This window comes from Streptomyces sp. SudanB25_2051 (assembly GCF_964272635.1).
Classification (GTDB): Bacteria; Actinomycetota; Actinomycetes; order Streptomycetales; family Streptomycetaceae; genus Streptomyces.
Map to the genome: position 1 here is coordinate 4,819,627 of NZ_OZ186787.1, position 20,777 is coordinate 4,840,403.

Annotated in this window: 22 protein-coding genes and 1 pseudogene; 21 read left to right on the forward strand and 2 right to left on the reverse strand. The window is 72.9% G+C overall.

Going from position 1 to position 20,777, the window contains the following annotated elements:
- The first annotated feature begins 106 nt into the window (after positions 1-106).
- On the forward strand, positions 107-1,660 hold the full coding sequence (gene ffh, locus ACSUPT_RS21760; RefSeq protein WP_351966341.1) for a signal recognition particle protein: 1,554 nt from the start codon (positions 107-109) through the stop codon (positions 1,658-1,660).
- 243 nt (positions 1,661-1,903) lie between these two features.
- Here ffh and ACSUPT_RS21765 read toward each other — a convergent pair whose 3' ends face one another.
- Complete coding sequence (locus ACSUPT_RS21765) at positions 1,904-2,782, reverse strand: methyltransferase domain-containing protein (protein WP_365725325.1); 879 nt, start codon at positions 2,780-2,782, stop codon at positions 1,904-1,906.
- 493 nt (positions 2,783-3,275) lie between these two features.
- Here ACSUPT_RS21765 and ACSUPT_RS21770 point away from each other — a divergent pair, with 493 nt between their 5' ends.
- The 17 genes and pseudogenes from ACSUPT_RS21770 to ACSUPT_RS21850 all read left to right on the forward strand — a co-directional run bounded on the left by ACSUPT_RS21770 (position 3,276) and on the right by ACSUPT_RS21850 (position 16,952).
- Positions 3,276-3,869 (forward strand): hypothetical protein, encoded by a 594-nt coding sequence (locus ACSUPT_RS21770; protein ID WP_351966339.1) that lies wholly within the window; start codon positions 3,276-3,278, stop codon positions 3,867-3,869.
- A gap of 208 nt (positions 3,870-4,077) precedes the next feature.
- Positions 4,078-4,521: a 30S ribosomal protein S16 gene (rpsP, locus tag ACSUPT_RS21775; protein WP_023586330.1), complete on the forward strand. Its 444-nt coding sequence runs from the start codon at positions 4,078-4,080 to the stop codon at positions 4,519-4,521.
- A 2-nt stretch (positions 4,522-4,523) separates the two neighbouring features.
- Complete coding sequence (locus ACSUPT_RS21780; RefSeq protein WP_023586329.1) at positions 4,524-4,763, forward strand: RNA-binding protein; 240 nt, start codon at positions 4,524-4,526, stop codon at positions 4,761-4,763.
- 82 nt (positions 4,764-4,845) lie between these two features.
- Entirely contained in the window at positions 4,846-5,454 is a 609-nt protein-coding gene (gene rimM / locus ACSUPT_RS21785) for a ribosome maturation factor RimM (protein ID WP_399219678.1), read from the forward strand.
- Complete coding sequence (gene trmD, locus ACSUPT_RS21790) at positions 5,454-6,275, forward strand: tRNA (guanosine(37)-N1)-methyltransferase TrmD (protein WP_351966337.1); 822 nt, start codon at positions 5,454-5,456, stop codon at positions 6,273-6,275. The genes rimM and trmD overlap by 1 nt, the downstream gene beginning before the upstream one ends.
- Before the next feature lie 129 nt (positions 6,276-6,404).
- A complete protein-coding gene (gene rplS, locus ACSUPT_RS21795; RefSeq protein WP_023586326.1) occupies positions 6,405-6,755 on the forward strand; it encodes a 50S ribosomal protein L19 in 351 nt (116 codons plus the stop codon).
- 69 nt (positions 6,756-6,824) lie between these two features.
- Positions 6,825-7,577 (forward strand): signal peptidase I, encoded by a 753-nt coding sequence (gene lepB / locus ACSUPT_RS21800; protein ID WP_351966336.1) that lies wholly within the window; start codon positions 6,825-6,827, stop codon positions 7,575-7,577.
- Positions 7,570-8,626: pseudogene (gene lepB, locus ACSUPT_RS21805) on the forward strand (signal peptidase I); the annotation flags it as partial. The gene lepB (ACSUPT_RS21800) and the pseudogene lepB (ACSUPT_RS21805), both read left to right, overlap by 8 nt.
- Positions 8,547-9,548: a signal peptidase I gene (gene lepB, locus ACSUPT_RS21810; protein ID WP_399219697.1), complete on the forward strand. Its 1,002-nt coding sequence runs from the start codon at positions 8,547-8,549 to the stop codon at positions 9,546-9,548. The pseudogene lepB (ACSUPT_RS21805) and the gene lepB (ACSUPT_RS21810), both read left to right, overlap by 80 nt.
- Positions 9,549-9,638: 90 nt before the next feature.
- Positions 9,639-10,442 (forward strand): signal peptidase I, encoded by an 804-nt coding sequence (gene lepB / locus ACSUPT_RS21815; protein ID WP_436945330.1) that lies wholly within the window; start codon positions 9,639-9,641, stop codon positions 10,440-10,442.
- A 25-nt stretch (positions 10,443-10,467) separates the two neighbouring features.
- Positions 10,468-10,980, forward strand: a complete 513-nt coding sequence (locus ACSUPT_RS21820; protein ID WP_399219696.1) for an NUDIX hydrolase — start codon at positions 10,468-10,470, stop codon at positions 10,978-10,980.
- A gap of 55 nt (positions 10,981-11,035) precedes the next feature.
- The gene (locus ACSUPT_RS21825) at positions 11,036-11,344 is read left to right on the forward strand and encodes a DUF2469 domain-containing protein (protein WP_023586321.1); all 309 of its coding nucleotides are present in this window, start codon (positions 11,036-11,038) and stop codon (positions 11,342-11,344) included.
- A 315-nt stretch (positions 11,345-11,659) separates the two neighbouring features.
- Positions 11,660-12,022, forward strand: coding sequence for a YraN family protein (locus ACSUPT_RS21830; protein WP_436945331.1), 363 nt, complete (start codon positions 11,660-11,662; stop codon positions 12,020-12,022).
- On the forward strand, positions 12,022-13,623 hold the full coding sequence (locus tag ACSUPT_RS21835; RefSeq protein ID WP_365725314.1) for a YifB family Mg chelatase-like AAA ATPase: 1,602 nt from the start codon (positions 12,022-12,024) through the stop codon (positions 13,621-13,623). Before ACSUPT_RS21830 ends, ACSUPT_RS21835 begins: the two co-directional genes overlap by 1 nt.
- A 328-nt stretch (positions 13,624-13,951) precedes the next feature.
- Positions 13,952-15,247, forward strand: a complete 1,296-nt coding sequence (gene dprA / locus ACSUPT_RS21840) for a DNA-processing protein DprA (RefSeq protein WP_436945332.1) — start codon at positions 13,952-13,954, stop codon at positions 15,245-15,247.
- A gap of 232 nt (positions 15,248-15,479) precedes the next feature.
- Positions 15,480-16,319: an RNA polymerase sigma factor WhiG gene (whiG, locus tag ACSUPT_RS21845; protein WP_351966330.1), complete on the forward strand. Its 840-nt coding sequence runs from the start codon at positions 15,480-15,482 to the stop codon at positions 16,317-16,319.
- A 72-nt stretch (positions 16,320-16,391) separates the two neighbouring features.
- A complete protein-coding gene (locus tag ACSUPT_RS21850) occupies positions 16,392-16,952 on the forward strand; it encodes a TetR/AcrR family transcriptional regulator (protein WP_351966381.1) in 561 nt (186 codons plus the stop codon).
- A gap of 25 nt (positions 16,953-16,977) precedes the next feature.
- Here the strand turns inward: ACSUPT_RS21850 and ACSUPT_RS21855 are convergent, their stop codons facing one another.
- On the reverse strand, positions 16,978-17,703 hold the full coding sequence (locus tag ACSUPT_RS21855) for a peptidoglycan DD-metalloendopeptidase family protein (RefSeq protein ID WP_436945333.1): 726 nt from the start codon (positions 17,701-17,703) through the stop codon (positions 16,978-16,980).
- 256 nt (positions 17,704-17,959) lie between these two features.
- On the opposite strand from ACSUPT_RS21855, the gene rpsB reads away from it, so the two are divergent.
- The 3 genes from rpsB to pyrH all read left to right on the forward strand — a co-directional run bounded on the left by rpsB (position 17,960) and on the right by pyrH (position 20,729).
- A complete protein-coding gene (gene rpsB / locus ACSUPT_RS21860; protein WP_351966328.1) occupies positions 17,960-18,823 on the forward strand; it encodes a 30S ribosomal protein S2 in 864 nt (287 codons plus the stop codon).
- Positions 18,824-18,970: 147 nt separating this feature from the next.
- Entirely contained in the window at positions 18,971-19,807 is an 837-nt protein-coding gene (tsf, locus tag ACSUPT_RS21865; RefSeq protein WP_351966327.1) for a translation elongation factor Ts, read from the forward strand.
- Between the two features lie 157 nt (positions 19,808-19,964).
- On the forward strand, positions 19,965-20,729 hold the full coding sequence (gene pyrH, locus ACSUPT_RS21870) for a UMP kinase (RefSeq protein ID WP_023586312.1): 765 nt from the start codon (positions 19,965-19,967) through the stop codon (positions 20,727-20,729).
- Positions 20,730-20,777 lie beyond the last annotated feature (48 nt).

The window sequence follows — 20,777 nt, forward strand, 5'->3', positions numbered from 1 at the left end:
CCCGCCCCGCCCGCCGCCGGTGGGCGGGGCGGCTCGCCCACCCGGCCCGATACCCTTGGGTGGCAACTGTCCGCCCGCTCCCTAGACCCGAGGATCCGCGACCGCCGTGTTCGATACCCTCTCCGACCGCCTTGCAGCCACTTTCAAAGGCCTCCGTGGCAAAGGGAGGCTCAGCGAGGCGGACATCGACGCCACCGCCCGTGAGATCCGGATCGCCCTGCTCGAGGCGGACGTCGCCCTCCCGGTCGTCCGGGCCTTCATCAAGAGCGTCAAGGAGCGGGCGCTGGGCGCCGAGGTCTCCAAGGCGCTGAACCCCGCCCAGCAGATCATCAAGATCGTCAACGAGGAACTGATCAAGGTCCTCGGCGGCGAGACCCGCCGGCTGCGCTTCGCCAAGCAGCCGCCCACCGTGATCATGCTGGCCGGTCTCCAGGGTGCGGGCAAGACCACGCTCGCCGGAAAGCTCGGCCTGTGGCTCAAGGGCCAGGGGCACTCGCCGCTGCTCGTCGCCTGCGACCTCCAGCGCCCGAACGCCGTCAACCAGCTCTCCGTCGTCGCCGAGCGCGCCGGGGTGTCCGTCTACGCCCCCGAGCCGGGCAACGGCGTCGGCGACCCGGTCAAGGTCGCCAAGGACTCCATCGAGTACGCGCGGACCAAGCTCCACGACATCGTCATCGTCGACACCGCCGGCCGCCTGGGCATCGACCAGGAGATGATGCAGCAGGCCGCGGACATCCGGGACGCCGTCTCCCCGGACGAGATCCTCTTCGTGGTCGACGCCATGATCGGCCAGGACGCCGTCAACACGGCGGAGGCCTTCCGCGACGGCGTCGGCTTCGACGGCGTGGTCCTCTCCAAGCTCGACGGCGACGCGCGCGGCGGTGCCGCGCTGTCGATCGCGCACGTCACCGGCCGCCAGATCATGTTCGCCTCCAACGGCGAGAAGCTGGACGACTTCGACGCGTTCCACCCGGACCGTATGGCGTCCCGCATCCTCGGCATGGGCGACGTGCTCTCCCTGATCGAGAAGGCCGAGCAGACCTTCAGCCAGGAAGAGGCCGCCAAGATGGCCTCCAAGCTGGCGTCCTCCAAGGGCAAGGACTTCACGCTCGACGACTTCCTGGCCCAGATGGAGCAGGTCCGCAAGATGGGCTCCATCTCGAAGCTGCTCGGCATGCTGCCCGGCATGGCGCAGATGCGGGACCAGATCAACAGCATCGACGAGCGGGACGTGGACCGCACGGCCGCGATCATCAAGTCGATGACCCCGGCCGAGCGCCAGGACCCGACGATCATCAACGGCTCGCGCCGCGCGCGTATCGCCCGGGGTTCCGGTGTCGAGGTCAGCGCCGTGAAGTCGCTGGTCGAGCGGTTCTTCGAGGCGCGCAAGATGATGTCGCGCATGGCGCAGGGCGGCGGCCTGCCGGGGATGCCGGGCATCCCGGGCATGGGCGGCGGCGCCGGGCGGCAGAAGAAGCAGGTCAAGCAGGCGAAGGGCAAGCGCCGCAGCGGCAACCCGATGAAGCGCAAGGCCGAGGAGCAGGCCGCCGCGGAGCGCCGCGAGCAGCAGGCCCAGCAGGGCGGGGCGTTCGGGCTGCCCGCGGGCGAGCCGGGCAAGGACTTCGAGCTGCCGGACGAGTTCAAGAAGTTCATGCGCTGAGACCGGTGAGCCCGCGCGCCGACGCCCCGGTGTCCGACGCGCGAGGCCGAAGCACCGGATCGCGGCGGCCGGAGGCACCGGAGCCGGGCGGCTGAAGGCACCGGATCGCGGAGGCCGGAGGCGCCGGACCGGTCGCGTCACCCGTCCGGAGGTACACAGGTAAGGGGCGCCCGTCCATGGCGGGCGCCCCTTACGCGTCTCGGTGCCGGGCGGCGCGCGTACGCGCCGGGGAGCGGGTCCGGGTCAGGGGATCCGGGCGACGAGGTACCGGAAGACGTTCGGCATCCAGACGGTGCCGTCGTGCCGGACGTGGGGGTGGAGCGCCTCGGCGATCTCCTTCTCCACGGTCACCTGGTCGCTCGCCGCGACGGCCGCGTCGAAGAGGCCGGTGGACAGCAGCCCGCGCACGGCGCTGTCGGTGTCGGCGTACCCGAAGGGGCAGGAGACCCGGCCGGAGCCGTCCGGCCGCAGCCCGGCCCGCGCGGCCACCTCCTCCAGGTCGTCGCGGCGCGCCGGCCGCCAGGCGCCGTCGCCGCGCAGCCGCGCGGTGAGGCGGCCCGCGACGCGGAACACCGCGGTCGTGGCGCACCGCTCGGGCGGACCCCAGCCGGCGAGTACGACGGCGCTGCCGCGCTCCGCCATGGGGACCGCCGCGGTCAGCGCGGGCACGAGCCCGTCGGAGTCACCCGCGGTGCAGCCCACCGGCTGGAACGCGGTGACCAGGTTGTACGCCGGGAGCGCCGGGTCGCCGGCCGCGTCGGGCGTGCCGTACAGCAGTCTCGTCTCGGGGCGCGGGCCCCGGTAGGGGTGAGGGCCGTGGCCGCCGACGGACGGGTCCGGGAGCAGCCGCTCCCGGGCGAGGTCCACGCGCGCGTGGTCGGTGTCGACCCCCGTCACCCGGGCCCCGCGCGCGGCGGCCATGAGGAGGGCGAGCCCCGAGCCGCAGCCCAGACCGAGCAGCCGGGTCCCGGTGCCGACCTCCAGGTGCTCGTACACCGCTTCGTAGAGCGGCACCAGCATCCGCTCCTGGATCTCCGCCCAGTCACGGGCGCGCGCCGGCGCGTCGGTGGCCGCGGGGGCCGAGGCCGGGTGGGGGTGGTGCTGGACGAGCATCGGTGTCATCGAAAGCGCCCCAATCAGCCGAGAGTGCATCTGTGCGTCCGTGCCCTGCTTGACGGCCCCCGTGTACGTGCGCTCGCACGGTCCGTAGCCAGAGAACTCCGCTTCCGCCCCCGCGTCCAGGGGTCCGGGCCGCAATGCGCGCGTGCCCCGGTCGTGCGCCCCCTGGCCCGGCACGAACCACCTCCCATAGTGGGGCCGCCGTGCGAATCCCGCCATGCAGGCGCCCCCGCGGCCACGCGCGTCCCCCGACGGGGGTAACGTCGCCCCCGGTGATGCGCCGTCACCCAAAGCGACCCGGGTGGTCGGGGGAGGGCGGCACCGCACCGGAACCGCAAGCCATACGTACCACCTTGATGCGAGCTGTGTGGCTTCTTACGCAGATCAGCGCACTGGCCCTCGTGAGGACACATCAATGGCAACTGACGGGTACGTGCAAAATATTTGGGATGCCCCGGAATGGAACCCGACGGCTTCCCGGCTCGTTGTTCACGACGTGAGCACGACACCACCTGTCCTCGCCGCAGAACTGGCACAGGCGTGGGCCGACATTCAGCGGCACCACCCCGAGCTGCCCGATCTCGCCGCGCCCGAGTCCCTGATCGGAGAGTCGTCGTCCGCCTGCGGCGCCGAGCTCTCCTTCGAGCGACTGCTCCACGAGGCAGTCCACGGCATCGCCGCCGCCCGAGGGGTCCGCGACACCTCCCGCGCCGGCCGCTACCACAACCGCCGATTCCTGGCGATCGCCGAGGAGATGGGCCTGGACCACTCCGAGGAGCCGCACCCGAGCAGCGGTTTCTCGCTGGTCACGCTCAGCCCCGAGGCCAAGCGCCGGTACCGGCCGACCATCGAGCGCCTGCAGCGCGCCCTCAAGGCGCACTCGGCCGCCACGACCGCCGACACCAAGCGGTCCTTCCGCGGACCCGCCGCGCGCCACGGATCGTCGGGCGGCGGCGTCCGCGTCAAGGCGGTCTGCGACTGCGGGCGCAACGTCCGGGTCGTCCCCTCGGTCCTCGCCCAGGCGCCGATCGTCTGCGGCGGCTGCGGGAAGCCCTTCCGCATCCCCGAGACGGTGGGCGCCGCGAGATGATCCGCGGCCCGGTCTCCCCGCCCGCCGCCGGCCGTTCCCCCCGGGGCCGGCGGCAGCGCGGGGTGTGGCACAATGGCTAGCTGTACTCGACAGTCGAACAGGACCCCTCTCTCCTACGGCTGACGCGTCCATCGGGCACTCGGGTACCGCAACCCCACGTGGCATCTCGTTGTGCCCAACCACGTCAAGACCAGGAGACACCACACCCGTGGCAGTCAAGATCAAGCTGAAGCGTCTGGGCAAGATCCGTTCGCCTCACTACCGCATCGTCGTCGCCGACTCCCGCACCCGCCGTGACGGCCGGGCGATCGAGGAGATCGGCCTGTACCACCCGGTGCAGAACCCGTCGCGCATCGAGGTCGACTCGGAGCGCGCGCAGTACTGGCTCTCCGTCGGCGCCCAGCCGACCGAGCCGGTCCTCGCCATCCTGAAGCTGACCGGCGACTGGCAGAAGCACAAGGGCCTGCCGGCTCCCGAGAAGCCGCTGCTGGCCCCGGCCACGAAGGAAGACAAGCGCGCTTCCTTCGAGGCGTTCGCCAAGTCGATCGAGGGTGACGACGCCAAGGGTGAGGCCATCACCCCGAAGGCCAAGAAGGCCGACAAGAAGGCGGACGAGGCCGAGGCCGCGTCCTCCGAGTCGACCGAGGCCTGAGCATGCTCGAGGAGGCTCTCGAGCACCTCGTGAAGGGCATCGTCGACAACCCCGACGACGTGCAGGTCGCCTCGCGCAACCTGCGCCGCGGAAGTGTGCTCGAGGTCCGGGTCCACCCGGACGACCTCGGCAAGGTGATCGGCCGCAACGGCCGCACCGCACGCGCACTGCGTACGGTCGTGGGTGCCATCGGCGGACGGGGCATCCGCGTCGACCTCGTCGACGTGGACCAGGTTCGCTGAGCGAAGTTGAACACCGGCGCACGGGCCGGGGAGGGCTGCGGCCCGCCCCGGCCCGTCGTCGTCCGACAGGAGAGTTCCAAAAGTGCAGCTCGTAGTCGCGCGGATCGGCCGCGCCCACGGCATCAAGGGCGAGGTCACCGTCGAGGTACGCACGGACGAGCCCGAGCTGCGGCTCGCGCCCGGTGCCGTACTCGCCACCGACCCGGCCTCCGCCGGACCCCTCACCATCGAGAGCGGCCGCGTCCACAGCGGCCGGCTCCTGCTGCGCTTCGCGGGCGTGCGCGACCGGAACGCCGCCGAGGCGCTGCGCAACACCCTGCTCATCGCCGACGTCGACCCGGACGAGCGGCCCGAGGAGCCGGACGAGTACTACGACCACCAGCTGATCGACCTCGACGTGGTGCTCGCCGACGGCACCGGGGTCGGCCGCATCACCGAGGTCTCCCACCTGCCCTACCAGGACCTGTTCGTGGTCGAGCGGCCCGACGGCAGCGAGGTCCTGATCCCCTTCGTCGAGGAGATCGTCACCGAGGTCGACCTCGACGCCCAGCGCGCCGTCATCGTCCCGCCGCCCGGCCTCATCGACGACCGCGCCGTCATCGCCTCCACGCGCGGCGACGACGACACCCCCGCCGGCGATGAGGCCGCCGACGAGGACGGCGGGGCCGCCGGGAACGAGGACGCCCGCTGATGCGGCTCGACGTCGTCACGATCTTCCCCGAGTACCTCGAACCGCTGAACGTCTCGCTCGTCGGCAAGGCCCGCGCCCGCGGCCGGCTCGACGTCCACGTCCACGACCTGCGGCACTGGACGTACGACCGCCACAACACCGTCGACGACACGCCCTACGGCGGCGGCCCCGGCATGGTCATGAAGACCGAGCCGTGGGGCGACGCCCTGGACGAGATCACCGCCGACGGATACGAGGCGGGCGCCCACGCACCCGTGCTCGTCGTCCCCACGCCCAGCGGGCGGCCCTTCACCCAGCAGGTGGCCGTCGAACTGTCCCAGCGGCCCTGGCTGATCTTCACCCCCGCCCGGTACGAGGGCATCGACCGCCGGGTCATGGAGGAGTACGCCACGCGGATGCCGGTGTACGAGGTGTCCATCGGCGACTACGTCCTCGCCGGCGGCGAGGCGGCCGTGCTGGTCATCACCGAGGCCGTGGCCCGGCTCCTGCCCGGCGTCCTGGGCAACGCCGAGTCCCACCGCGACGACTCCTTCGCCCCCGGCGCCATGGCCAACCTCCTGGAAGGCCCCGTCTACACCAAGCCGCCGGTCTGGCGCGGCCGCGGCATCCCGGACGTGCTGCTCAGCGGCCACCACGGCAGGATCGCGCGGTGGCGGCGGGACGAGGCGCTGCGGCGGACCGCGCTGCACCGCCCCGACCTCATCGAGCGGTGCGACCCGTCCGCCTTCGACAAGAAGGACCGCGAGACCCTGTCGATCCTGGGCTGGGCGCCCGAGCCGGATGGCCGGTTTTGGCGCAGGCCGCAGGACGTGGAAGAATAGGCCGCTGCCGTACGTCCGGTCGGCGCCCCTGCCACAGGGGGACACGACGCCGCACCCGACGCCCGGCCCCGAAACCCCGTTTCTAGTTGCCGCTGATGACCTGTGGCATCAGTGAGGAAGCAGACGATCATGTCTCACGTGCTCGACGCCGTCAACGCCGCGTCCCTGCGGACCGATGTCCCGGCGTTCCGTCCCGGTGACACCGTGAACGTCCACGTTCGCGTCATCGAGGGCAACCGCTCCCGTATCCAGCAGTTCAAGGGCGTCGTCATCCGCCGCCAGGGCTCGGGCGTCTCCGAGACCTTCACGGTCCGCAAGGTCTCCTTCTCCGTCGGCGTCGAGCGCACCTTCCCGGTGCACAGCCCGATCTTCGAGAAGATCGAGCTCGTCACCCGCGGTGACGTCCGCCGTGCGAAGCTGTACTACCTCCGTGAGCTGCGCGGCAAGGCCGCGAAGATCAAGGAGAAGCGCGAGAACTGAGACCCGGCCAAGCCGCGGGCTCACGCTTCGGATGAGCCTCCCAGGGCGGCCGGTTAGGCTCTGCCCCCGATGGACACCGAAGCCACGCACACGGAGCGCGACCTCCCTCCCGACGCCGAAAGGCATCCGGAGCGGAGGTCGCGCTTCGCGCTTTCCTGGCGCACCACCGGTCTGATCGGCGCCGCCTGGGCCGTCGGCATGCTGCTCATCGGCCAGTTCGTCATCCAGCCGTTCCAGATCCCCAGCCGCTCCATGGAGCCCACGCTCCAGGTGGGCGACCGGGTGGTCGTCAACAAGCTGGCGTACCGCTTCGGCGACCGCCCCGCGCGCGGGGACGTCATCGTCTTCGACGGAACCGGCTCCTTCGTCCGTACCGTTCCAGAAGAGAACCCCGTCACCGAGCTCCTGCACGGCGCCGCCGCGGCGCTGGGCCTCGCGGAGCCCGACGACACCGACTTCGTCAAGCGCGTCGTCGGCGTCGGGGGCGACCGGGTGACGTGCTGCGACAAGGAGGGCAGGATCCAGGTGAACGGCGTTCCCGTCGACGAGGGGTATCTGCACCCCGGTGACGCGCCGTCGCAGGTGCGGTTCGACATCGTGGTCCCCGAGGGGACCCTGTGGGTCATGGGCGACCACCGCAGCCAGTCCCGCGACTCCCGCGACCACCTCGGCGCCCCGGGCGGCGGCATGGTGCCCGAGGACATGGTGATCGGCCGCGCCGACTGGATCGGCTGGCCCGCCCGCCGCTGGTCCGGCATCCGGCCGACGGGCGCCTTCGACGCCGTACCGGACGCCCCCCGGCACGGCGGCGGGCATGGGTAGCCGCGGCCGGCGCGGCGGGCACCGCGCCGACACGAGGCTGCCCACCGGGTCCCGGCCCACGGACGGCCGTCGCCCGCTGCCCGGCCGCGCGGAACGGCGCAGGCTCGCGCGCAAGGTCAAGCGGCGCAGGCGCCGGTCCGCGATCAAGGAGATCCCGCTCCTCCTCACCGTCGCGGTGGTCATCGCGCTCGTCCTGAAGACCTTCCTGGTGCAGGCGTTCGTCATCCCGTCCGGCTCCATGGAGCAGACGATCCGGATCGACGACCGGGTCCTGGTGGACAAGCTGTCACCGTGGTTCGGGTCGCGGCCCGAGCGCGGTGACGTCGTCGTCTTCCGGGACCCCGGCGGCTGGCTCCAGGCGGAGCAGACCCCGCCGGACGACTCCCCCTTCGTCGTCGCCCAGGTCAAGCGGGGCCTCACCTTCATCGGCCTGCTGCCGTCCGACGACGAGCAGGACCTCATCAAACGCGTCGTCGCCGTCGGCGGGGACACCGTCAAGTGCTGCGACCCCGGCGGACGCGTGACGGTCAACGGCGTACCTGTGGACGAGCCCTACCTCCATCCGGGCAACGAGCCCTCGCGGATCCCCTTCGACGTGAAGGTCCCCGAGGGCCGGCTCTTCGTCCTCGGCGACCACCGCTCCGACTCCGCCGACTCCCGCTTCCACCTCAGGGAGGCCGGGCAGGGCACCATCGCGGAGGAGCAGGTCGTGGGGCGTGCGTTCGTGATCGCCTGGCCCTTCGGGCACTGGCGCACCCTCGGCGACGACGGGGCGTTCGACCGGGTCCCGGACGCGCCGCCCGGGGCCGCGACGGCACTCGGCGCGTCGCATAGTGTGTCCCCCTGGTACGCGAATGGATCGCTACGGCTCCCGACCCCTGCGGAACTCCCGCTCGTTATGGGAGTGGTGGGCCTTCCCCTGCTTCGGGGGCGGGCGAGAGCACGGACTGAGGAGTGGATGTGGGGGATCTGGCGGTCGGCGCACGATCCGGACGCGACGAGCCGGAGAAGGGGCGCGAGGACCTCGCGGACCCGTCCCCCGGCCCGGGCGGGACGCCCGCCCCGGGTGTGACCGAAAGCGCGGCCGTCCGGGGGGACGCGCCGCAAGTGACCGGCGCGAGGAGCGCCGACAACGCCGAGGGCGACAGCGTGGACGACGACACCGACGACACCGTGGACGGCGGCGAGCACGGGCGGCCGCGGCCGAGGAAGCAGCGCTCCTTCTGGAAGGAGCTGCCGCTGCTGGTCGGTATCGCGCTGGTGCTGGCGCTGCTGATCAAGACCTTCCTGGTCCAGGCGTTCTCCATCCCGTCCGAGTCGATGATGGACACCCTCAAGCGCGGCGACCGGGTGCTGGTCGACAAGCTGACCCCGTGGTTCGGCTCCGAGCCGGAGCGCGGCGAGGTCGTGGTCTTCGAGGACCCGGGCGGCTGGCTGAACGAGCCGGCGCCCGAGCCGAACCCGCTGCAGCGGTTCCTCAGCTTCATCGGCCTGATGCCCGCGGCCGACCAGCAGAACCTGATCAAGCGCGTCATCGCGGTCGGCGGCGACACCGTGGAGTGCAAGAAGGGCGGCAAGGTCCACGTCAACGGCAAGGCGCTGGACGAGACGTCGTACCTGTACCCCGGCTCGACCCCGTGCGACGACGAGCCCTTCGGCCCGGTCAAGGTGCCCGACGGCCGAATCTGGGTGATGGGCGACAACCGGCAGAACTCGCTGGACTCCCGCTACCACCAGGAGCTCCCGGGCGAGGGCACGATCTCCAACGAGGAGGTCGTCGGCCGCGCGGTCTTCGTCCCCTGGCCGCTCGACCGCTGGTCGACGCTGCCGGTGCCGGACACCTTCGACCAGCCCGGACTGGCCGCCGCCGCGTCCGTCGCGGGGCCGGGCGCCCTGGGCGTGGCGGGCGCGCTGCCGCTGGTGCTGTGGCGCCGCCGCCGGCTCACCGAGCGGGCCGGCGAGCGTGCCTGACCGGGGCCCCTCGGGGCGTACAGCCCGGTAGCGGGCGCGGGTAGGGTGCCGTCCCAGGGCACTGGATCTCCTTGAGCGGGGAGCGCTGGGATGGGCGGAACGATACGTACGGGCGGCCGCGGCCGCCTCGGCAGCGTGCTGTCGGGGCTGGCCGTGGCCGTCGGCTGTGTGCTGTTCCTCGGCGGCTTCGCCTGGGGCGCGCTGGTGTACCGGCCGTACACGGTGCCCTCCGAGTCGATGCACCCCACCGTCACGTCCGGCGACCGGGTGCTGGCCGAGCGGATCGACGGCTCCGAGGTGCGGCGCGGCGACATCGTCGTCTTCAAGGACCCTGCCTGGGGGGACATGCCGATGATCAAGCGGGTGGTGGGTGTCGACGGCGACAGGATCGCCTGCTGCGACGCGGCCGGCCGGCTCACCGTCAACGGCAAGCCGGTCACCGAGCCGTACCTGAGCCGGCAGGGGTGGGGCGGCAAGGAGGCCGCGTCGCCGACCGGGTTCTCCGCGACCGTGCCGGACGGGCACCTCTTCCTCCTCGGCGACCAGCGCGCCACCTCCCAGGACTCGCGGGTCCACCTCCAGGACCCGGGCAAGGGCGCGGTGCCCCGCAGCGCCGTCACGGCCCGGCTGGACGCCGTCGTGTGGCCGCTGGACGGACTCGCGGTGATCGACCGGCCGCAGGGCTTCGCCGCGCTGCCGGGCGGTGTGTCGCAGCCCGGCCCCGTACGGCCGCTGGCCTGGGCCCTCGCGGGCGGCGCGGCGCTGGTCCTGGCCGGCGCGGCGTACGGCCCCCTGGCACGGCTTTTCTCGCGGGGCGGCGCCGGTGCGTCCGGTACCCCGGGTCCCGGCGCGCGGTCCGCGGCGCAGCGTACGAGCGGAGGCGCGCGTGACTGAGGACGGCGCGGCGCGGGAGGTGCCGGTGGGCGATGGGAGCGCCCTGCCGCCGGGGGAGCTGCGCAGGGTGGCGCGGGTCGTGCTGCTCGACCCCGACGACCGGATCCTCCTCCTGCACGGCTACGAGCCCGACGACCCGTCGCAGACCTGGTGGTTCACGCCCGGCGGCGGCGTCGAGGACGGCGAGACCCGCGAGCAGGCCGCGCTGCGGGAACTGGCGGAGGAGACCGGGATCACACAGGTCGAGCTGGGCCCGGTGCTGTGGCGGCGGATGTGCTCGTTCCCCTTCGCCGGGCGCCGCTGGAACCAGGACGAGTGGTACTACCTGGCCCGTACCCGCCACACCGCCGCCGTCCTGGGCGACCGCCTCACGGAGCTGGAGAGCCGCAGTGTCGCGGGGCTGAGGTGGTGGACCTCCGCCGAACTGTCCGCGGCCCGTGAGACGGTGTACCCGACACGACTCGCCGGGCTGCTGCGCACGCTGCTCGACGAGGGCCCGCCGCCCGCGCCGGTCGTCCTGTCCCCGGAAATCGTCTAGGGGTGCGGATGACTGGCGCACAATGGGGGCACGCACGGCTGAAGGGGAACATGCCATGAGCGCCGAGGACCTCGAGAAGTACGAAACCGAGATGGAGCTGAAGCTCTACCGGGAGTACCGCGACGTCGTCGGGCTGTTCAAATACGTCATCGAGACCGAGCGGCGCTTCTACCTGACGAACGACTACGAGATGCAGGTGCACTCCGTGCACGGCGAGGTCTTCTTCGAGGTGTCCATGGCGGACGCGTGGGTCTGGGACATGTATCGGCCGGCCCGCTTCGTCAAACAGGTCCGTGTGCTCACGTTCAAGGACGTGAACATCGAGGAGCTGAACAAGTCCGACCTGGAGCTCCCCAGCAGCTGAGCTTCCGCCAGGCCGCCGCGGGGCGACGGCTGATCCGCCGCAGAGCCGCGGTTTCCCGCTGCTGAGGGCTGCTGATCGGCCGCAGAGCCCGGTTGCTGCGTCGCTGCTGAGGCTGCTGATCCGCCGCCGAGTCCGGCCGCTGCCTCGCCGCTGATCCGGGCGCCGCTCGGCCGTTGTCCGCCGCTGTCCCGGCGCGGCTCCACCCGTACGGGTGAGGGAGTTTTCCACAGCGGGGCAGTTGTCCACCGGTCCACTCGGCAAGATCCACATCCGGGCCGCCGACGCGTCACAGTCGGTGCGGGAGGTGGTGCCGAGATGAACGCCACGGGGGCACTCGGGCAGTACGGAGAGAGGCTGGCGGTCCGCCGGCTCGGCGAGATGGGCATGGCCGTCCTCGCCACGAACTGGCGCTGCGGGCGCGGCGGCGAGATCGACATCGTCGCCCGCGACGGCGACGCGGTGGTGGTATGCGAGGTGAAGACCCGCCGCGCGGGCGCCTTCCAGCAGCCGCTCGCGGCGGTGACACCCGCCAAGGCCGACCGGCTGAGAAGGCTCGCCGCATGCTGGCTCGACCGGCACGGCGGTCCACCGCCGGGCGGCGTCCGCATCGACCTGGTCGGTGTGGTGCTGCCCCGGCGCGGCGCGCCCCTCGTGCAGCATGTGCGGGGGGTGGCCTGATGGGGTTCGCCCGGACGTGCTCGGTGGCGCTGGTCGGCGTCGACGGAGTGGTGGTGGAGGTCCAGGCGGACCTGGAGCCCGGGGTCGCGGCGTTCACGCTGGTCGGCCTGCCGGACAAGAGCCTGTCGGAGAGCCGCGACCGGGTGCGGGCCGCGATGGTCAACTCCGGGGCGCCGTGGCCGCAGAAGAAGCTGACGGTCGGGCTGAGCCCCGCGTCGGTGCCGAAGGGCGGTTCCAGCTTCGACCTGGCCGTGGCCTGCGCCGTCATGGCGGCGGCCGAGCTGATCGACCCGCGCACCATCGCGGACCTCGTCCTCATCGGGGAGCTCGGCCTCGACGGCCGCGTCCGGCCGGTGCGGGGCGTGCTGCCCGCGGTCCTGGCGGCCGCCGAAGCCGGATACGAGCAGGTCGTCGTGCCCGAGCAGACGGCGGGCGAGGCCTCGCTGGTGCCGGGGGTGTCCGTGCTCGGGGTGCGCAGCCTGCGCCAGCTGGTCGCGGTCCTCACCGACGCGCCCGTGCCGGAGGAGGAGCCCGCCGAGGACGGCAGGCCCGACCCCATGCTCGCCGGCCTGGTCGTGCCCGGCGCCGGGCTCGGCACGGGACTGGCCGTGGACCCCGGCGACGCCCCCGACATGGCCGATGTCGCAGGCCAGCGGGCCGCCCGGCTCGCTCTGGAGGTCGCCGCGGCGGGCGGCCACCATCTGTTCCTGTCGGGACCGCCCGGCGCGGGCAAGACCATGCTGGCCGAGCGGCTGCCCGGACTGCTGCCGCCGCTGACACGCGCCGAGTCCCTGGAGGTGACGGCCGTCCACTCGGTGGCCGGCATCCTCCCGCCGGGCAAGCCGCTGGTGAACCGGGCGCCCTACTGCGCGCCGCACCACTCGGCGACGATGCAGTCCCTGGTCGGCGGCGGCAACGGCATGCCACGCCCGGGGGCCGTCTCCCTCGCTCATCGAGGAGTGCTCTTTCTCGACGAAGCGCCCGAATTCTCCGCAAAGGTCCTGGACGCGCTGCGGCAGCCGCTGGAGTCCGGCCAGGTGGTCGTGGCACGGGCGGCCGGCGTGGTGCGGCTTCCCGCGCGGTTCCTGATGGTCCTCGCGGCGAACCCGTGCCCGTGCGGCCGGCACAGCACCCAGGGCGACAGCTGCGAGTGCCCCTCGTCGGTGATCCGCCGCTACCAGTCCCGCCTGTCTGGGCCGCTGCTGGACCGCGTCGACCTGCGGGTCGAGGTGGAGCCGGTCGGCCGCGCCGACCTGATGGCCGCGAACGGCGAGCCCAGCGCGGCCGTCGCAGCCCGGGTACGAGCGGCCCGGGAGCGTGCCGCCGCCCGGCTGCTCGGGACCTCCTGGACTCGCAACGCCGAGGTGCCCGGCCATGAACTGCGCACCCGCTGGCATCCGGCCCCCGGCGCCCTCGCCGCCGCCGAGCGCGACATCGAGCGTGGCCTGCTCACCGCCCGGGGCCTCGACCGGGTCCTGCGCATCGCCTGGACGCTCGCCGACCTGGCCGGCCGGGGCCGCCCCGACGCGGGTGACGTCAATCTGGCTCTGGAGCTGCGCACCGGCATCTCCCGCGGCGTGCCCGTGGGAGGCCGGCTGTGACGGCCCACCACGAGCCCGGCACGCTTCCCGCCCGTCCGGCTGCGGGCGTTGCGCTACCGGCCTCCGCCCGTCCCGCTGCGGGCCTTGGGCCACCGGCCCCCGCCCGTCCGGCTGCGGGCCTTGGGCCACCGTCCGGGCCGGGACACCCGACCGGACGGGCGGAGGACCGCCCACCCTTCCCGAGCGCGGCCCCGCGTGGGGTGCTGGCGGGTAAGGCTGCGGCGGTCGCGATCGCGGCGGGCCCGGAGCCGGACGGGGCGGTCCCGGAGGTCGCGGTCCCGGCGGGCGGCCCGGAGCCGGACGGCGTGGTCCCGGCGGGCGGGCCGGCATGCGTACCGGTTCCGCGACGGCGGGATTCGGCGGGGCCGGGGCACGCGGGGGCGGGTCCGCGGTCCGGAGGAGTGAGGAGAGCGAGGGGCACGCCGGGGGAGCCCCCGATGGCGGGTGCGGAGGTGCCGCGATGGGCGTGACGGAGGAGGAGCGGGTCGCGCGGGCGGCGCTGTGCCGGGTGATCGAGCCGGGGGACCAGGTCGCGGGGCGGTGGCTGCGGGAGCTCGGCGCCGTGGAGCTGCTGCGGAGACTGGGCGCGCAGCCGTACCGGGCCGGCTCGCTCCCGGGCGCGAGCGAGCGGCGCCTCGCCGGATACCTGACGCGGGTGACCCGGGTGCGGCCCCGCCAGGACCTGGAGGAGGCCGGGAGGATCGGCGGGCGGTTCCTCGTCCCCGGCGACGCCGAGTGGCCGAGCCAGCTCGACGACCTCGGGGACGCCCGGCCCGTGGGCCTCTGGGTGCGCGGCGCCGCCGACCTGCGCCGATGGGCGCTGCGCTCCGTCGCCGTGGTCGGCTCCCGCACCTGCACGGCCTACGGCGCCCACATGGCGGCCCTCCTCGCCGGCGGTCTCGCCGAGCGCGGCTGGGTCGTCGTCTCCGGCGCGGCGTATGGCATCGACGGCGCCGCCCACCGCGGTGCCCTCGGCGCGCGGGGCGCCACGATCGCCGTGCTCGCCTGCGGCGTGGACGTCGCCTATCCGCGCGGGCACGGCGAACTGATCGGGCGCATCGGCCGCCAGGGGCTGATCGTGGGGGAGCTGGCGCCCGGGAGCCACCCCACGGCGGGGCGGTTCCTGCTGCGCAACCGCGTCATCGCCGCCCTCACCCGGGGGACCGTCGTGGTCGAGGCCGCCTACCGCAGCGGGGCGCTCGCCACCGCGCGCGACGCCCAGCGGCTCGGCCGCCACACCATAGGGGTGCCCGGCCCGGTGACCAGCACGTACTCCGCAGGCGTGCACGAACTGCTGCGCGGCGGCGCCGTCCTCGTCACCGACGCCGACGAGGTCGCCGAACTCGTGGGCGACATCGGGGAACTGGCCCCCGACCGGCACGGCCCCGTCGTCCCCAGGGACCTGCTCGACCCGGTCACCGCGCGTGTGCTCGACGCGCTCCCGCCGCCCGGCCGGACCGCCTCCGTGTCCGACGTGGCGGCGAACGCCGGGACGGGCGTTGACGACGCACTCGGCCGACTGTACGAGCTGCACTCCCTCGGCCACGTCGAACGCCAGGGCGACGGCTGGGGGTTGACCACCTTGGGGGGACGCCGCTCGAACACCCGGCGAGGCGGTCCTTGACCTGGAGCAATCGGGTGAAAAGGTGACCTCGATGACCCGCTCCGCTCCTCCGGGGGCGGCGGAGACGCCCGCGGGCGAACCGCTGCCCCCATTCGAAGATGCGGCCGATGGCGCGAACCCGCCTACGGACGATCCCCACGCCTTCGCTCACCGCAACGGCCCAGTCACGCTACGCTCACCGCTACCCCCGATTCATCCCCGCACACGACGGCAGAACGGCTCAAGGCGACGCATGCCCCAGCACACCTCCGGGTCCGACCGCGCCGCGGTTCCGCCGCCCGCTGCCCGGAGCAGCGTGCGGCCGGCCGCTCCCTCGTCCCTGGACGAGCTGTGGCGGTCGTACAAGGACACGGGTGACGAGCGGCTGCGGGAACAGCTGATCCTGCACTACTCGCCCCTCGTGAAGTACGTCGCGGGCCGGGTCAGCGTCGGCCTGCCCTCCAACGTCGAACAGGCCGATTTCCTCTCCTCCGGCGTCTTCGGCCTGATCGACGCGATCGAGAAGTTCGACCTCGACCGGTCGATCAAGTTCGAGACGTACGCGATCACCCGCATCCGCGGCGCCATGATCGACGAGCTGCGGGCTCTGGACTGGATCCCCCGCTCCGTCCGCCAGAAGGCCAGGGCAGTGGAGCGCGCCTACGCGACACTGGAGGCCCAGCTCCGGCGTACGCCCACCGAGACCGAGGTCGCCGCCGAGATGGGCATCCCCGTCGAGGACCTGCACGCCGTTTTCAGCCAGCTCTCCCTGGCCAACGTCGTCGCCCTCGAGGAGCTGCTGCACGTCGGCGGGGAGAACGGCGACCGCCTCAGCCTCATGGACACCCTGGAGGACACCGCGGCCGACGACCCCGTCGAGGTCGCCGAGGGGCGCGAGCTGCGGAGGCTGCTCGCCCGCGCCATCAACACCCTCCCCGAGCGCGAGAAGACCGTCGTCACGCTCTACTACTACGAGGGCCTCACCCTCGCCGAGATCGGCAACGTCCTGGGCGTCACGGAGAGCCGCGTCAGCCAGATCCACACCAAGTCCGTCCTCCAGCTCAGGGCCAAGCTGGCCGATGTCGGACGCTGACCGGGGACGGCCCCCCGAGGCCGGACGGGCGGCCGTACAGTGGGACCCGTGCCAAGGATTCGAGCGGCCTCCGTGGCCGAGCACCGGACGATGCAGCGCGCCGCCCTGCTGGACGCGGCGCGCTCCCTGCTGTCCGAGGGCGGCACGGAGGCGCTGACCTTCCCCGCCCTCGCCGAACGCACCGGCCTCGCCCGGTCGTCGGTGTACGAGTACTTCCGCTCCCGCGCCGCCGTGGTCGAGGAGCTGTGCGCCGTCGACTTCCCCGTCTGGGCGGCCGAGGTCGAGGCGGCCATGGACCGGGCGGCCACGCCCGCGGCGAAGGTCGAGGCGTATGTGCGCCGGCAGCTGGAGCTCGTCGGGGACCGCCGCCACCGCGCCGTCGTGGCCATCTCCGCCAGCGAACTGGACGACGGCGCCCGCGAGAAGATCCGCGCCGCGCACGGCGGGCTCGTCGCGATCATCGTGGAGGCGCTCGCCGACCTCGGCCAGCCCGAGCCCCGGCTCGCCGCGATGCTGCTCCAGGGCGTCGTCGACGCGGCGGTCCGCCGCATCGAACTGGGCGCGGCCGAGGACCCGGCCGCCATCGCCGACACGGCCGTCGCCGTCGCCCTGCGCGGCGTCGCCCACCCCTGATCGCTCCCGCCTCCGGCCCGGCCTCTCAGCGCACCGGCAGCAGCCGGGACGGCGGGCGGCGCAGCAGATCGGGCGGCAGCAGCGACAGCGGGTCCAGATAGGCGTCGCCCCACCTGAGCCCCCAGTGCAGGCACCCGCCCGCGCAGTGCGAGGCCGCGTCGGCGGACGTCACCGCGACCACCTGCCCGGCAGCCACCACGGCCCCCGCCTCCACCAGCGGCCGCACCGGCTCGTACGTGACCCTCAGCGGCACCGCGCCCGCCGGCGCCGCGAGCGTCACCACCAGGACGCCCCGCCCCGCCACCGCCCCGGCGAAGGACACCCGCCCGGCGGCCGCCGCGCGCACCGGGGTGCCCGGCGGCGCGGCCAGGTCCACGCCCCGGTGCCCCCGCCCGTACGCCGACACGGGCGGCTCCCAGCCACGCACCACCACCGCGCGGGGCGGCCCCACCGGCCACACCGCCCCGGCGACGGGCAGCCCGGCGCCGTCCGGCTCCCCGCTCCGTGCGGCGGCCGCACCCGCCGCGCCCAGCCGGTCCGGCGCGGGGGCGCCCGGACCGCCCGGCGGCGCCGCCGCAAGCGACAGCAGCACGAGCGACAGCACCGCCAGCGGCCCCAGCACGAGCGGCACCAGCACGAGCGGCCCCAGTGCCGGCAGCCCCCGCGCCGGCACCGGAAGGCGGCCCCGCGCGGGGAGGGGACCCGGCCGGGCGGTCGCGGACCCGGCGGCGTACGGAGAGCGTCGGTTCATGCGCACACTGTCCCGCCGCACCGCCCGCACGGGTGGATCACGCCCCTGATCTGTGGACGGCCGCGGCGCTTGTGGACAGCGCCGTCACCCGCTGGTGTCCAGGTCCCGTACACTTCTTACGGCGACCCGGGCCACCGGGTCGACTTCGCACGCCCCGCCACCGCCTTCACCGGCCGTGGCAGCGCTCCTCGGTCCACTCGTGGCAGCAGCGCGCCGGGGCGTCAGGAAACAACCGACAAACCAAGGAGATACGGCCATGGCCGTCGTCACGATGCGGGAGCTGCTGGAGAGCGGCGTCCACTTCGGTCACCAGACCCGTCGCTGGAACCCGAAGATGAAGCGCTTCATCTTCACCGAGCGCAACGGCATCTACATCATCGACCTGCTCCAGTCGCTGTCGTACATCGACCGCGCCTACGAGTTCGTCAAGGAGACCGTCGCGCACGGCGGCTCCATCATGTTCGTCGGCACGAAGAAGCAGGCGCAGGAGGCCATCGCCGAGCAGGCGACCCGCGTCGGCATGCCGTACGTCAACCAGCGCTGGCTGGGCGGCATGCTCACCAACTTCTCCACCGTCTACAAGCGCCTCCAGCGCCTCAAGGAGCTTGAGGCCATCGACTTCGAGGACGTGGCCGCCTCCGGCCTCACCAAGAAGGAGCTCCTGGTCCTCTCGCGCGAGAAGGCCAAGCTGGAGAAGACCCTCGGCGGTATCCGCGACATGCAGAAGGTGCCCAGCGCCGTCTGGATCGTGGACACCAAGAAGGAGCACATCGCCGTCGGCGAGGCGCGCAAGCTCAACATCCCGGTCGTCGCGATCCTCGACACCAACTGCGACCCGGACGAGGTCGACTACAAGATCCCGGGCAACGACGACGCGATCCGCTCCGTCACCCTGCTCACCCGCGTGATCGCCGACGCCGTCGCCGAGGGCCTCATCGCCCGCTCCGGCGCCGCCACCGGCGACAGCAAGCCGGGCGACAAGGCCGCCGGCGAGCCGCTCGCCGAGTGGGAGCGCGACCTGCTCGAGGGCGAGAAGAAGGCGGACTCCGACGAGGCCGCCGAGAAGCCGGCCGAGGCCCCCGCCGCCGAGGCTCCGGCCGCCGAGGCCGAGCAGGCCTGATCAGCGGTCCCGACCGGTGAGTGAGGACCGGGCCACCGAGCCCGGTCCGACCCCCGGTCCGGTCGTCGACGGAGGGGGCCACAAGCCCCCTCCGTCACCCCATAGATCCTGGTAGATCTTCCAGACTTCGAGAGAGATTCACAGATCATGGCGAACTACACCGCCGCTGACGTCAAGAAGCTCCGTGAGCTCACCGGCGCCGGCATGATGGACTGCAAGAAGGCGCTGGACGAGTCCGACGGCAACGTCGACAAGGCCGTCGAGGCCCTGCGCATCAAGGGCCAGAAGGGCGTCGCCAAGCGCGAGGGCCGCTCCGCCGAGAACGGTGCCGTCGTCTCCCTGATCGCCGACGACAACACCTCCGGCGTCCTCGTCGAGCTGAAGTGCGAGACGGACTTCGTCGCCAAGGGCGAGAAGTTCCAGTCGGTCGCGAACCAGCTCGCCCAGCACGTCGCCGCCACCAGCCCGGCCGACATCGAGGCGCTGCTCGCCTCCGAGATCGAGCCCGGCAAGACCGTGCAGGCGTTCGTCGACGAGGCCAACGCGAACCTGGGCGAGAAGATCGTCCTGGACCGCTTCGCGCAGTTCTCCGGCGGCTACGTCTCCGCGTACATGCACCGCACCATGCCCGACCTGCCCCCGCAGATCGGTGTCCTGGTCGAGCTGGACAAGGAGAACGCCGAGGTCGCCAAGGGCGTCGCCCAGCACATCGCCGCGTTCGCGCCGAAGTACCTCTCCAAGGAGGACGTCCCGGCCGAGGTCGTCGAGGCCGAGCGTCGCGTCGCCGAGGAGACCACCCGCGCCGAGGGCAAGCCCGAGGCCGCGCTGCCGAAGATCGTCGAGGGCCGCCTCAACGGCTTCTTCAAGGACGCGACGCTGCTCGGCCAGCCGTACGCGCTCGACAACAAGAAGTCCGTTCAGCAGATCCTGGACGAGGCCGGTGTCACCCTGAAGCGCTTCACGCGCATCAAGGTCGGCATCTGAGTCCGTCCCCGAACGGACACCGGGCCCCGCGAGGGGTCGCCGCAGTCGTCCGCGCACGCGCCGGGCGACCGCAGATCTGACGAGGAGGCCATTGCCGCACAGGGACACCGACACCCACGGCAATGGCCTTCTTCGTATGTGCACGAGGAGATCTCCAATGAATCAGGGCGCCGCACAGGGCGATGACAACACCGGTAAAAAGGCCGGCCGCTTCCTTCTGAAGCTGTCCGGCGAGGCGTTCTCCGGCGGCGGCGGCCTCGGCGTCGATCCCGACGTCGTACACGCCATGGCCCGCGAGATCGCCGCGGTCGTCCGCGACGGCGCGCAGATCGCGATCGTCATCGGCGGCGGCAACTTCTTCCGCGGCGCCGAGCTCCAGCAGCGCGGCATGGACCGGGCCCGCTCCGACTACATGGGCATGCTCGGCACCGTCATGAACTGCCTCGCCCTCCAGGACTTCCTGGAGAAGGAGGGCATCCAGTCCCGCGTCCAGACCGCGATCACCATGGGCCAGGTCGCCGAGCCCTACATCCCGCTGCGCGCCGTGCGCCACCTGGAGAAGGGCCGCGTCGTGATCTTCGGCGCCGGCATGGGCATGCCCTACTTCTCCACCGACACCACCGCCGCCCAGCGCGCCCTGGAGATCGACGCCGAAGCCCTCCTCATGGGCAAGAACGGGGTCGACGGGGTCTACGACTCCGACCCGAAGACCAACCCGGACGCCGTGAAGTTCGACGCCCTGGAGTACGGCGAGGTGATCGCCCGCGACCTCAAGGTCGCCGACGCCACCGCCATCACCCTCTGCCGCGACAACAAGCTGCCGATCCTCGTCTTCGAACTCCTCACCGCGGGCAATATCGCCCGCGCCGTGAAGGGTGAGAAGATCGGCACGCTCGTGAGCGACCAGGGCACCCGGGACTGACTCCGGGTCGCCCCAAGCCGGGGATGGACAAAGCCCTGCCGGTCGGAC